Below are 13,932 nucleotides of genomic sequence, written 5' to 3' on the forward strand. Positions count from 1 at the left end.
TTCGTATACGATATAAGATCGCCTATGCCAATCGATAATTTCGCTGCACCGCACATTTTGATCATCGGCGGGGGTATCGTCGGGCTCAGTTGTGCCCTCAATCTGCGCCAGCGCGGGCTTCCCGTCACCCTTGTCGCGCCGGGGGGAATGACGGGCACTGCCTCCTGGGGGAATGCCGGTCACATCGCCGTCGAGCAGGTCGAGCCGCTGGCGTCGACGGGCATGATTCGCAGCCTGCCGCGCCGGCTGTTCGCGCGCGGCGGTCCGGTGTCGCTGCCGCCGGGCGCGATCCGGCACTGGCTGCCTTTCTCGCTGAAACTGCTTGCAGCCGCCCGCCCCTCGTCGTTCGAACACGGCAAGGCGACGCTCGCCAATGCGCTGTCGCACGCCCTGCCCGCCTGGCGCCGCCTGCTCGACACGGTCGGGGCGCCCGACCTGCTGGTCGAAGACGGGCATTTCGTCGTCTGGGAGAGCGCGGCGAGTGCCCGCCACGGGCGCGCCGCCGCGCACCGGGCGGATACCGGCACGGCACGAGTGCGCGATGCGACGCCGGAGGAAGTCGCGGCGATTCGCGATCTGGTCGACGCGCCCGTGGCGGGTGCCGTCCGCTTCTCCGGCAGCGGCCAGATCGCCGATCCCGATGCCCTTGCGGGCGCGCTGGAAAGCGCCTTCGAGCGGCTCGGCGGCGTGCGCCTCGATGCGCGGGTTCGCGAACTGGCGCTGATCGACGGGACCGCCTCCGCCATCCTCGACAGCGGCGAAACGGTATCCGCCGATATGGTCGTCGTCGCTGCCGGCGCCCGGTCAGGCGCCTTGCTCGGGCCGATCGGCCACAAGGTGCCGCTGATCGCCGAGCGCGGTTATCATATCCAGGCACGCCAGACCGACTGGCCCGAAGCCTTCCCGCCGGTGGTGTTCGAGGACAGGTCGATGATCGTGACTCGCTTCCGCGGCGCCCTGCGCGCGGCGAGCTTCGTCGAATTCGCTACCCCGGATACGCCACCCGACCCGCGCAAATGGGATCGGCTGGAACGGCACGCCACCGCCCTCGGGCTTCCACTGGAGCAACCGGTCGAGCGCTGGATCGGCGCCCGCCCCACCCTGCCCGACTATCTCCCGGCGATCGGCCAGAGCGCATTGGCGTCCAACCTCTACTACGCCTTCGGCCACCAGCATCTCGGCCTGACGCTTGGTCCGGTTACGGGGGAAGCGCTCGGCGCGCTGATCGATGGCGAGCCGGGACCACTGGACCTGGCGCCCTTCGACCTTGATCGCTTCCGCTAGGCATTGCTTGAGTTGGGTTGACCCACCTAACCCGTTCGCCCTGACAAGTTCAGCCCGAACGGGAGAAGGTGATCCAGCTAACCATGGTCGGCCGCGATTCAACCTCGCCCGAAAATCCACATCATGGCGCGGTGCGACTCCGTCAGGCAGTCGCCGCGCTCTTTCCCATCGTTGGTAGAAATCGGGTACGCACCTACCCCTGTTCGGACGGCACCAGCCCGCTGTTCCGGGCCGAACTTTCCCCTGTTATGCCCTCACTTTTCCCCTGTTATTCGTAACAGGGAAAGCTCCGGCAAAGCCGTTGATAAAAAACCAGGAATCCGCGGCCAAAATCCAACATAACAGGGGAAAAAATTTTTCCTCCCCGTTACGCACCCGGAACAGGGCGACTCGGCCCTCAGCCAAGCAGCGCCTTGATGTCGTCGAGCAGCGCCTGGGACACCAGCACGCCCTCGATCAGGCTGCGGGCTCGCGCCTCATAACGCCGCTGCGATGGCAGCCGTGCCCCTTGCGCGGCAATCCCCTCGAACAGCGCCTCGGCCCGCGCGAGATGCTCGGCGACGTTCGGCCCGAGGAAACCGGCGGGGTCGATCGCGATGATCAGTTCGCCGCCGATCGGCGATGCCTTGGCCCCGCCATCGCGGGCGAGCGACTCCCGGCTGGTCAGGTCGCCGATCAGCGGCCCGGCGATCAGCTCGACCATTGCCGCCAGCGCCGAACCCTTGTGCCCGCCAAAGGTGAGCATCGCCCCGGCCAGCGCTTCCGCCGCATCCGTCGTCGGCTGGCCCCCGGGGTCGAGCCCCCAGCCCAGCGGGATCGGCCTGCCCTCGCGCCGGTGAAGTTCGATCTCACCCCGCGCGACCGCGCTGGTCGCCAGGTCGAACACGAAGGGCAGGCCCTCCGGCCGCGGCCAGCCAAAGGCGATCGGATTGGTGCCGAACAAAGGCGCTGTGCCGCCCGCCGGAGCGACCCAGGCATGGCTCGGCGTGCACGCCAGCGCGACCAGACCGTCGCTCGCCAGCGCCTCGACCTCGGGCCAGAGCGCGGAGAAATGCACGCAATTGGTGATCGCCAGCGCGGCGATGCCATGCCGCCGCGCCTTGGCGGCGAGCACCGGGCGACTCAGGTTGAACGCGTGCTGCGCATAGCCGCCCCTCGCATCGATCCGCACCAGCGCCGGCGCGGTGTCGCACGCGATCGGGATGGCATCCCGCACCACCTTCCCGTTGCGGATCGAGTGAGCGCAGACCAGCAGGCGATAGATGCCGTGCGAGGTGCAGCCGTCCCGCTCGCCCGCGACGATCGTCTCGGTCACTGCCGCGACATGCTCGGGCGCGAGGCCCTGCCGCGCCAATACCATCTCCGACAAGGCGCGCACCTCGTCGAGCGTCATCCGCGTCATCGCGGTCATCAGCTACGTCTCCGGCTCAGGGAAGGCGGGCGTCGGGCGCGATCATCTCGGCTTCCATCAAGGTCACCGGGATCATGCCCTCGCCGTTGAACCGGTCCATGAAGTCGCGCAGCACGAAGGGCTTGCCGGCAATTTCCTGCTGGCGGCTATATTCAGCGATCAGCCGGTCGGCGAGCAGCTTGCCGTTGATATAGCTGGCGCCGTAACCCGGCTGGCGGAGATAGAGCAGCTGCTCGAACGCCGTCAGGTCGTCCTTGGCATTGGCCCAGCCGCGCGGCGTCCAGGTCGCATGGAAATGCCCGGCCTGTTCCAGCGTGAAATCGTTCGACTGGACGTAGAGCGACGCGAGGCCACGCGCTGCGCGATTGGCCAGCATGATCCACACCAGCTCCTTCGCCCGCGGATTGTCGTCGTAAAGGCCCGCATGCATCAATATCTCTTCGAACGCTGTCGCGAAGCCTTCGGACCGGTTGTCCCAGATGTTCGACATCGAGGCGAGACGCCGGATCGGACTGGCATTGGGCTCGTCGCGCATCCGGGCGAGGTCGATCCAGTGATAGTCGTGGCTGAGCAGCAGCATCGGCTCGCGGTGCGTGACATGCGTGAAGAAGGAGCGCCTGTCCGCCGGCACGAAGCGACCGAGCTGCGGCACCAGAGCTGCCTTCAGATAGGGCTTGTCCGGGATGATCTCGTCCTTGACGAGGAAGTCGACGAACGTGTCGAGCCGTGCGCGGGACAGGGCGTCGAACGCGGCGGCATCGGCGACTGGCTCGAGCTGCGGCAAGTCGCGGTTGTTATGCTCCTCCAGCCGCAGCGCGGCATGCGCACGCTCCAGCTCGCGGCGCAGCAGGGCGACCTCTTCATCCCAGGTGTAGGGGATGAAATGGACGTTCTGTTGGTACCAGGTGTAATTCTCCTTGCCGACGCCCGAGGGGCCAGTCTTGGTCGGCGCGAGTTGCTCCAGCCAGGCCACCAGATCCTCGGTCGCCTTGCGCGCATTGGCGATGGCGGTGCGCAGCGCGGGGCTCGCCCCGGTCATGTCGGCCTTTTGCCGCCCCTCGAGCGATCCGACATTCAGCGTGCCGGCCTCGAGCGCCGCGAGCGCCCGCGCCTGGTTGCGCAACTCCTGCTGGCCGAACACCCACAGGTCGCGGGCGTTGCTGTCCTTCAGGTTGCCCTTTGCCTGGGCCAGAAACGCCGGGATCGCCCCGATCCGCGCGGTCAGCTGGCGCTGGTCGGCCGCCGAGAGCGGGAATTTATAGGCGTAGAGCTTGATCTCGGGATACGCGACCGGCGCCTCGCGCGAGGGCACATCGGTCTGGTTGGGCCAGATGCTGACATAAAAGGCCGGGTCGCGCGCCCAGGGGCGCAGCACGCGCAGGTCGAAGTCGAGGCCGTTCATCTCGGCCTTGACCAGCTTGTAGTCATTCTGCTGCGCGATCGGCCAGCCCTTCGGGTCGATCGCGTCGAGCCGCTTGCGCCATGCCGGCAGCGCGGCCGCCTTCTTCGCGATCACCGCCGGTCCGTAATCGGGCACGTCGCCATTCATCGCCGGCCCCTCGAACGCGCGCCATTCCTGGAACAGGCTGACCAGCCCGTCGTAGCCGCTGGGCGCAGTGGCCTGGACCGGCGCGGCGGGCACGGCGGCGGGCACGCCCATCGCGGCGATCAGGGCAGCGGCCGGCAGGGCCCGCGACAGGAAGCGAACGGCCATCATGTTTCTCCTAGGGGTCATTTCGCGTCGCCCGCGGGCAGATGCTGGTGCAGGTAATCGGTCATCATCGTGAAGAGATGGAGCCGGGTATTGGGCTTCTCGCTGATGCCATGGGTCCGGTCGGGATAGGCCATCATCGAGAATTGCTTGTTGTAGGAGATCAGCCGGTCGGCGAGCTGCTCCAGATTCTGGTAATGGACATTGTCGTCGCCCGTGCCCTGCACGATCAGCAGATTGCCCTTCAGATTCTGCGCGAAGTTGATCGGCGACCCATCGGCATAGCCTTGGGCATTGTCGTCCGGCAGGCCCATATAGCGTTCCTGGTAGATCGAATTGTACAGCCGCTGATTGGCCGGCGACGCCACCGCGATCCCGGTCTTGTAGAGATCCGGGTAACGGAACATCGCGTTGAGCGTCATCGCCCCGCCCCCGCTCCAGCCCCACACGCCGATCCGCGCCGGATCGATATAGGGCCGCGCCGCGATCATCGCCTTCACCGCCGCCGCCTGGTCGGCGGAAGCGAGCAGCCCGATCTGGCGATAGATGCTCTTGCGCCAGTCGCGCCCGCGCGGGCTGGCCGCACCCCGGCTGTCGACGCTCGCGACGAGATACCCCTGCTGCGCCAGCATCAGATGCCAAAGATAGCGGTCGCCGCCCCAGCGATCGGATACGGTCTGCCCGGCGGGCTCGGAATAGACATAGACGAGCAGCGGGTATTTCTTCGCCGGATCGAACGACGGCGGCTTGATCATCCAGGCATCGAGCTGGGTACCCCCGCCGACATCGACCTTGAAGAATTCAGGCGCCGCGTGCGGTGTCGCGGCAACCGCGGCACGCATCGCTTCGTTGCGCACCATCACCCGGGTCGATCGATGTGCCGGCAGGCTCACCACATCGATCACCGGCGGCGCGTCGAAGCGCGAGACCGTATGGAAGGCCCAGCGCCCGCCCGGCGCGATGCGGTAGTCGTTCGATCCCGGCGAGTTCGCGGGCGTGAGCCGCTCGATCTTCGCCGGCCCGGTCAGTGCTGCGCGGTAGAGATAGCGCTGGGTGACATTGTCCGGCGACGCGATGAAATAGACCTGCCCCGCCTTCTCGTCGATCCGCTCGATGCTGACCACGTCGAAATCGCCCGGCGTGCGCAGGTCGACCTTCGCGCCGTCGCGCGAGACGAGATAGAGGTGCCGCCAGCCATCACGCTCGCTCAGCCAGGTGAAGGACCGTCCGCCCTGCATCCACTGAACCTCGTCGGTCGGCATCAGCCAGGCCTTGTCCTGGTCGAGGAAGATCTGCCGCGTCGCGCCAGTCGCCGCATCGCCGATCATGACATGGTTGGTGTTCTGCAGCCGGTTCTCGTGCTGGATCAGCACCTCGGCCGAATTGCCCGCCCAGCCGATCCGGGGCACGTAATTCTGCCGCGGATCGCCATCGAGCGCGAACCAGGTCGTACCCGGCGCCTCGACGCCCACCACGCCGATCCGCACCGCCGAATTGGTCGTGCCGGGCAGCGGATATTGCTGCGGGATCGGCTTCGAATAGAGCGTGTCGGTGTTGCGCATCATGTAGAAGGTGCCGACGCCTTCGGTGTCGAACTGCCAATAGGCGATGCGCCGCGAATCCGGACTCCACTGATACGCCTTGCCGAGCCGGAACTCCTCTTCATAGACCACGTCGCTGCGGCCGTTGAGGATATGGTCGGACGCGTCGCTGGTGAGCTGCCGCACGTCGGCACGATCGCTCGCCTCGACATAGAGGTTGTTGCCGCTGAGATAGGCGACGCGCGCGCCGTCGGGCGAGAATTCGGCATACAGCAGGCTCTGCGCCGGCGCCTTCGCACCAAGCTGGCGGAGCGTATGCGAGGTGAGGTCGAGCAGCCAGTAATCGCCGATCGGATTGTTGCGCCGCGCGGAGGGGGCGCGGACGAACAGCATCAGATAGCGTCCGCCCGGCGCCCAGGCATAGTCGGAGATCGCCAGCGGTGTCGCCCCGCCGACCGGCAGCAACAGCCGCGCATCGACCAGCACCGATCTCTTGCCCGTCGCGGTATCGTAGCGGACGATGTCGACTGCGCCGGGCGTGGAAGCCGATGCCTCGACCGTCGTATAGGCATCGCCCGCACCGAGCCATTTGCTGGGGATCGGCTCGTCGAGCTTCACCGCTCCCGGGCCATAGATGTCGTTCAGCGTGAGCGGGTGCGAAGCCTGTTGCGCGGCCACCGGAAGCGACACCCATACGCCGAGCGCGAGCGCCGATATCGCCGCGATAACCTGACCGACGCGCATCTCATCCCCCACATCCGAATATCGTATACTTTATTCTTCGGATGCAGGGTGTCAACAGTTCATATGCGGTGTTTTCAACCAGTGATGGCGAGCTGCTGCCGCAAATCGTCGAGCGTCTTCTCGATATGCGCCGCGGTCAGCGTGCGCACGGTCTCGACATCGCGCGCCAGCCACGCGTCGAGGATCGCACGGTGCTCCTCGTTCGCCCGTTCGTCCCGACCCAGCGGTTCGAGATGCTTGCGCACATAGCGCTCCGACAGGATGTGCAGGCGTTCGAGGATGTTGACCGTGATCAGCTGGCGGCTCGGACGCAGCAGGGCGAGATGGAAGGAGCGGTTGAACGCGCCCACGCCCTCACCGACTTCGTCAGTGACCTGATAGACCGTCGCGAGCACGTCCGACGCGATCTTGTGCTCGGCGTCGGTCGCCTGCGCCGCGGCGGTCGCGGTCGCATCCGGCTCCAGCTTCAGGCGCAGTGCATAGACTTCCTCGGCCTCGGCGGTGTTGAGTTCGCGTACGAAGAAGCCGCGGTTGACGTGGGACTCAACCAGCCCTTCCTGCTCGAGCCGCGCCAGTGCCTCGCGCAGCGGGATCTTGCTGATGCCCAGCTCATTGGCCAGCGCGTCCTGACGGATCGCCGCATTGGGCTTCACGTCGCCCGAAAGGATACGATCCCTGACGAGATGGACGAGCTGATCCGACAGCGTTTGAATGACCAGGCTCATTGATGCTTCATTCTGTTGTTCATCCTCTACCGGACAAAGTTGGTATACGATCTACACATGGGCCGCAATCAATCGGCCGCAAGACAAATTGGGACCGGAACCGATCGAAATCCCCTTCATGGCGCCGGCCAGGGACTGCGGCCTCCTTCCGCGATGAACCGGTCGATCCGCGCCGACAGCACCGGCAGCGGCACCGAGCCCAGTTCGAGCACGGCGTCATGGAAGGCGCGGATGTCGAACTTCGGCCCCAGCGCCTTTTCCGCCTTCGCCCGCGCATCGAGGATCGCCATCTCGCCGAGATAATAGGACAGTGCCTGGCCCGGGCCGGCGATATAGCGATCCACCTCGGAATCGATCTCGCGCTGCGTGAGCGACGTGTTGTTCCGCATATAGGCCACCGCCTGGTCGCGGCTCCATCCCTTGGCGTGAAGCCCGGTATCGACCACCAGCCGGACGGCACGCCAGACCTGGTAGTTCAGCATGCCGAACCGGTCATAGGGGGTTTCGTACATACCCATCTCGACACCCAGTTTTTCGCAATAAAGCCCCCAGCCCTCGCCATAGGCGGACATGTACACCTTGCGCCGGAAGTCGGGCTGGTCGCCATTCTCCTCGGCAAGCGGCATCTGGAACCCATGCCCGGGCGCGGATTCGTGCAGGGTGAGCGCGGTCAGCACATAGAGCGGGCGGCTCGGCAGGTCATATGTATTGAGCAGATAATAGCCCGGCCCGCCCAGCGCATAGGTGGAGAAAGGCGCGGTCGCAGCCGGCATCGGGGTGATGCCGAAACGGCGGCGCGGCATCCGGCCGAACCACAGATTGGCCTTGGCGTCGAAGCGCTTGGATATCCAGGCTGCCTCGCGCAGCAGCTGCTCCTCGGTCTTCGGGTAGAAACGGGGATCCGTGCGCAGGAAGTCGAAAAAGGCCGGCAGATCGCCCTTGAAGCCCGTCTCCCGGATGGTCGCGGCCATCTCGGCCTGGATCGTCGCCACCTCGCGTAGGCCGATCGCGTGGATTTGCTCGGGCGTCAGGTCGAGTGTCACGAATTCCCGGATCTTCGACTGGTAATAGGCCTTGCCGTCGGGCAGCGCCTCCGCTGCCAGCGTGGCGCGGGCGCCCGGCATATAGGTGCCCCGCAGATAGGTCAGCAGCCGCTGATAGGCGGGGATCACTGCCTCACGGATCGCCGCAGCTGCCTCAGCCCGGAGCGCCGCCTGGCGCGCCTCGGGGATGCCCGCGGGCATCGACCGGAACGGGAGATACCAGGGCGTCGCATCGGGCGTGGCCGCCTCGGCGATGGCGGCGACCGCGACATCGCGGCCCTGCAGCGTGACACGCGGCGCGGTGAAGCCGCGTGCCAGCCCGGCCTGCATATTCTCCGTCTGCTGCGCAAAATAGCGCGGCACGTCCCGCATCAGCGCGATGAGATTCAGATAATCCTGCTCGGTACGGAACGGCCGCCGCGCATCGCGCACCGCGCCGCTCCAGAAACCGCCGGCCGAGCTCAGTGGCTTTTCGTAATCGCGGAAGCGTAGCCGCGCGATCAGCGCGTCGATCTGCGTGCGATAGACCGCATAATCCACCTGCGCCTTGGGCGACAGGCTGGCCGGGGCGACCGCGCCCAGCTGCGCACGCACATCCTCGAGATAGGCAAGCCGCTTCGCCTGCGCCGCCGCCGAGACGTCGGGCAGATGCGAGCGGATCGGCAGGTTGGAATCGTCCTCGTCCTCGATTCCGATCTCGCGTTTCCGCCACGCCCATTCGCGCCGGTACAGCGCCTCGAACCGCGCATCCGTTGAAGACGCAGCGTGCGTTGCCTGAGACGCGGCGCCCCGCGCCAGCGTCGGGAGCGCAGCGCCGAGCAACGCCGTGAGGCCGCAGCACACCAGCAAGATGGCTTCTCTTCGCGTCACGCTTTCGAATCCCCATGACAGATTTCGTTTTTTATATATAGTATACGTTCGAGTCGGAAAGCTAATCATAAAGAGGGGATGATCGATGGAATCGACGCATAAGGCACGGTTTCTGGCGGCTGCAGCCGTCCTGTCTTTGACAGCCGCGGGAGCGGCCCTTGCTCGACCCGACGATGCCCCCGTGATGGCAAAGCAGGTGCCCCCTGCCCATCCCTCCTCCGAGATCCGGAGCGTCGACCTGTTCCATCTCCGCTCGGTCGCCGACCCGCAAATCTCGCCGGACGGCAGGCGTGCGCTGTTCACCGTCCAATATGCCGACCGGATCGGCGCACCCTATACCCGGCTGTGGATCGCCGATCTCGCGGCCGGCACCGCGAGAGGCTGGGGCTCGCCCGAAGGAATCGAGGGCGGCGCGGCGCGCTGGTCGCCCGACGGCAGCAAGGTCGCCTATCGCGGCGGCGAGGGGCTGATGATTGCAAGCGCCGACGGATCGACCCCGCAGCCCTTCGCCAAGATCGAGGACAGCAACAATCCGCTGCCACGCACCGGTGAGCGTTTCGCCTGGTCGCCTGATGGATCGAAGATCGCCTTCGTTTCCGCTACGCCCGGGCCGGAGCCGGAGATGGAAGCCGATCCGATCGTCATCACCCGATATTGGTACCGCCCGGCGCGCGGCTGGCCGGCGCGGTTCAACGACAACAAGCGCCTGCACATCTTCGTCGGCGGCGTCGCTACCGGCAAGGTCACTCAGCTCACCGACGGCTCCAAGGACGAGCATTCGATCGACTGGTCGCCCGACGGGAAGAAGCTGCTGTTCGTGTCCAACCGCGAGCCGGACCAGGATTTCGTGTTCAACCTCGACCTGTTCACGCTCGACGTCTCGACCAGGGCGATCACGCGGCTGACCGAAACCCGCGGCATCGAATATGTCGCGACCTGGTCGCCCGACGGCAAGACCATCGCCTATTCCGGGCTGAAGCGGTCAGTCACTTCCTCCGAGAGCAATATGGAGGATCCGCATCTCTGGACCTATGATGTCGCGACCGGCGCGCGAAACGAGATCGGGCTCGGCATCGACAATGTGCAGGGCCGCCCGCAATGGTCGCCCGACGGCCGCTGGCTCTATTTCACGGTCCAGTCGCGCGGCAGCGTCGGCCTGTACCGGCTCTCTGCAAAGGGTGGCGCGGCGGAGCGCATCGGCCCCGCACCGGAATTGCGCGGCTCGGTCAGCACCTTCTCGGTCGCGCCAGGCGGCACGGTCGTCGCGGCGATGGCGACCCCAAAGGATGTCGCCCAGCTCTACAGCTTCCAGCCCGGCCGTGGTGCTGCGCCGACGGCGCTGACCTCGCTCAACACCGCCATCCTCGGCCGCAAGAAGATCGCCGACACGCAGGCCTTCACCTTCAAAAGCTATGACGGGCGCGAGATCGAGGCGTTCCTGACCATGCCCGCCAATCTAGACCCGAAGGCGCGCGGCAAATATCCGATGATCCTGGAAATCCATGGCGGCCCGCACGGCCAGCAGGGGCCGGCTTTCGTGCACAAGGCCCAGGCCTTTGCCGCGCGCGGATGGGCGGTGCTGATGGTCAATTACCGCGGATCGACCGGCTATGGCCAGGAGTTCGCCAATGCCATCGCGCGCGACCAGGATGGCGGCGAGGGCATGGACGTGCTCGCCGGAGTCGACGCGGCGCTGGCGAAATATCCGTGGATCGACGGCGATCGCATGGGGGTCGAGGGCGCGAGCTATGGCGGGCAGCTGACCGACTGGCTGATCACCCAGACGCCGCGCTTCAAGGCGGCGATCCCCTGGGCGGGCATCTCCAACCTGGTCAGCCACAATTACATGTCAGTCTATCACGATTATCTGCAGCAGGAATATTTCGGCAAACCGCACGAACGCGGCATCGCCGACATGCTGTGGAGCCGCTCCGCGATACGCTTCGTCGACAAGGTGAAGACGCCGGTGATGCTCAGCCACGGCGACAACGACCTGCTCGTCAACCCGGCGGAGGACGAGCAATATTTCACCGCGCTCCGCGACGTCGGAGTGGAGGCGATCATGCTGCGCTATCCCCGCGAGGGGCATGGCATGCGCGAGACCCAGCATCTTGCCGATTTCGAGGAACGCTCGATCGACTGGTACGAGAAGCACTTCAAATAGGATAAACCGGCCGGCGCTCCTTGTGGGAATGCCGGCCGGCCCCGGGAACTCAGATCATCCGGATGGCGCGCACCCGGCGGGGGAAATCCTTGTCGTCGCCGTGAAGCCGGCCGGCGTCGGCGAAATCGATATGCACGGCCATGTCGGCGTCATGCTGCGACGAGGCCCAATATTCGCAATTGTCGACCATCCCGGCATCGTGGAACTCGCCGACGCCGGTCGCCTTCAACGTCTTGTACATCTCGGCCAGCTCGTCGCGAGACGGCAGGAACCAGCCTTTCACGCCGCTCAGGCTGAACGCCGCACAGATCCGCGCTGCGCCGGCGGGGTCGTTACAGGCAGCGATCATGTCAGCTGTATTCTGCTTGCCGGTGCCGATCGCCACGCCGCGTGCGCCGGCGATTTCGCGGCGGAAACAGCCCCAGGGCGCACCGATGCTCTGGTCGAACGGCGCCGCCTCGAGATAGCGCCATCCCTGCGTCGCCGCGTCCGGATTCTTGTGGAAGATCAGCCCGCCGGCCGGGCCGACATCGCCGACCTCATAATCCTGGGTCAGCAGCCAGACGCTCATCTCCCCCACGCCGCGATTGGCCCAGAGGTGATAGGGGATCAGCTGCAGCGGCGCCGCCTTGCCCGACGCATCGGTCGCGCGATGAGCGACGGTGTCGATCACCGTCGCACCGCCGAAGAATGCCGTGTCGAATCGTGGCGCCAGCGGGGCATCGGCCGCGACCACCAGGTCGAGCGCCTTGCCGCCGGGCGCCTCGGGCCATTCGGCGCAATAGACGATCGGCCCGCGCGCGATCGCGGCGCGGCGCACATCGTCCTTTACGCGCTTGTCGGCAATGATCCGGCGCGGCGTCATCGGGAATTCCACGTCGATCGCATCGCCGCGCTTCCACGTCCGGTCGATCGTCACATAGCCGAGCCGGTCAGGCGTCACCGCCACCGGCGCGCCGTTGAGCGTGATGCGAACAGGTGCCGGGGCCTTGTCGGCAAAGCTGTAGAGACCGCCCGGTGTGACCTCACCCCGAGCCCAGCCCGGGATACGCAACCGGATCGCCGCCTTGAGCGGCACCTCGGCGGATACGGCGATCCGCGACGCCCCCTCCCATGGCATGCCGCTCTCGACCGACAGCGACAACGGCTTGCCGCCCACATCGAAGCTGGCGCTGCTCGATACATAGAGGTTCACATGGACTGCGCCAGCCTTGTCCTGCGCGTAGATCAGCCCCGGCATGGAAGCAAAGAAACGCACCAGATTGGGCGGGCAGCATTCGAGCGAGGCATGCTGCCACCGCGCATCGCGGCCGTCGCCGGCGCTGGCGAGGCGGTTGACGTAGAAGAAATGCTCGCCCGACTGCCCCACCCCATCGACAGCATTATTGTACATGCCCCATTCCATCACATCCACGTAGCGGCTGTCGCCCGTCGCCAGGAACAGGCGGTGGCTCAGCGTCTGGAACATCAGGACGGCGCAGGTTTCCGAATAGGCCGAGATATTGGGCAGCCAATAAGGCAGGCCGAAACCTTCATTGCCCGACGAGCCGATCCCGCCCGTGACATAGAGTTTCCGCGCAACGATATCGGACCACATATGGTGCGCTGCGTCGAAATAGCGGCGGTCGCCGGTGAGCACGCCGACATCGACCATCGACAGCGTCAGGGTGACACCGTTGACCGCATGCCCCACCGCCTCTCGCTGCTCGGTCACTGGACGATTGGACTGGTTATGCCGGCTGCGCCCGGCCGAATCCGGCCGGCCACGGATATCGAGATAATGCTTGGCCAACCCTAGATGCCTGGGATCACCGGTCACACGGTAGAGCTGCACGCAGTTCAGCGCATCGCGTTCCCCGCCCGAGAAAGGCGGGTCCTTCTCGCGGAAATTCCGGTCGAGCGCGTCGGCCGATCCGATCGCCTTGTCGATCAGCGCCCGCTTGCCGGTGGTGGTGTAATAGCTCGCGGCAATTTCGAAATCGCGATTGCCGTTGGCGGGGCCTGCCTTGGCCAGCATCGCCTGCACCCGCGAGTCGACATGCGCCTGCAGCCTCGCATCCTTGCGTGTGCGCAGCGTGAAGATCGCCGCTTCCAACACACCGCCATTGAGGCCGCGTTCAGTATCGGTGAGCTTGGCCACCTCGAACGGGATGGTGACCGTCGCGTTCCTGGCGATTTTCGGCGCCCAGAAACCATCCTTGACAGTGACGTCCCAGAAAGGCGTCGCCTGGAGCGGGAAGTCCCGCGCCGTGGGGAGGGTCGCGCTGGCGATGGTCGGTGCGATGTCCGTCGCTGCCGACGCCGTCGATACGACTTCGGACAATAGCCCGACCGCCAGCGGCGCGCCGATCAGGAACCGCCTGCGCTGCAAATCGGAACCTTTCATGCGCCACCCCTCGCGTCTATGCTTCGATGATCCTTATATAGTATACTATCTAC

General features: G+C 65.9%; 8 protein-coding genes. 2 read left to right on the forward strand and 6 right to left on the reverse strand.

The window, feature by feature from the left end:
* The first annotated feature begins 24 nt into the window (after window positions 1–24).
* On the forward strand, window positions 25–1,284 hold the full coding sequence (locus WC729_RS25945) for an NAD(P)/FAD-dependent oxidoreductase (RefSeq protein ID WP_372857368.1): 1,260 nt from the start codon (window positions 25–27) through the stop codon (window positions 1,282–1,284).
* A 397-nt stretch (window positions 1,285–1,681) separates the two neighbouring features.
* On the opposite strand, the gene WC729_RS25950 is transcribed toward WC729_RS25945, so the two are convergent.
* From WC729_RS25950 to WC729_RS25970, 5 genes are all read right to left on the reverse strand, one after another.
* Window positions 1,682–2,695, reverse strand: a complete 1,014-nt coding sequence (locus tag WC729_RS25950) for an Ldh family oxidoreductase (protein WP_372857370.1) — start codon at window positions 2,693–2,695, stop codon at window positions 1,682–1,684.
* Window positions 2,696–2,711: 16 nt separating this feature from the next.
* Entirely contained in the window at window positions 2,712–4,409 is a 1,698-nt protein-coding gene (locus tag WC729_RS25955) for a hypothetical protein (RefSeq protein ID WP_372857372.1), read from the reverse strand.
* A 17-nt stretch (window positions 4,410–4,426) separates the two neighbouring features.
* The gene (locus WC729_RS25960) at window positions 4,427–6,691 is read right to left on the reverse strand and encodes a DPP IV N-terminal domain-containing protein (protein ID WP_372857374.1); all 2,265 of its coding nucleotides are present in this window, start codon (window positions 6,689–6,691) and stop codon (window positions 4,427–4,429) included.
* A gap of 74 nt (window positions 6,692–6,765) precedes the next feature.
* The gene (locus WC729_RS25965; protein ID WP_372857376.1) at window positions 6,766–7,416 is read right to left on the reverse strand and encodes a GntR family transcriptional regulator; all 651 of its coding nucleotides are present in this window, start codon (window positions 7,414–7,416) and stop codon (window positions 6,766–6,768) included.
* Between the two features lie 116 nt (window positions 7,417–7,532).
* Window positions 7,533–9,329 carry a DUF885 family protein gene (locus WC729_RS25970; RefSeq protein WP_372857378.1) on the reverse strand — a complete coding sequence of 599 codons (1,797 nt, stop codon included), beginning with the start codon at window positions 9,327–9,329 and terminating at the stop codon, window positions 7,533–7,535.
* Between the two features lie 184 nt (window positions 9,330–9,513).
* On the opposite strand from WC729_RS25970, the gene WC729_RS25975 reads away from it, so the two are divergent.
* Window positions 9,514–11,493, forward strand: coding sequence for a prolyl oligopeptidase family serine peptidase (locus tag WC729_RS25975; RefSeq protein ID WP_372857380.1), 1,980 nt, complete (start codon window positions 9,514–9,516; stop codon window positions 11,491–11,493).
* A gap of 49 nt (window positions 11,494–11,542) precedes the next feature.
* Here WC729_RS25975 and WC729_RS25980 read toward each other — a convergent pair whose 3' ends face one another.
* On the reverse strand, window positions 11,543–13,879 hold the full coding sequence (locus WC729_RS25980; RefSeq protein ID WP_372857381.1) for a beta-L-arabinofuranosidase domain-containing protein: 2,337 nt from the start codon (window positions 13,877–13,879) through the stop codon (window positions 11,543–11,545).
* Window positions 13,880–13,932: the final 53 nt, after the last annotated feature.

The organism is Sphingomonas sp., from assembly GCF_041661825.1.
Taxonomy (GTDB): Bacteria; Pseudomonadota; Alphaproteobacteria; order Sphingomonadales; family Sphingomonadaceae; genus Sphingomonas.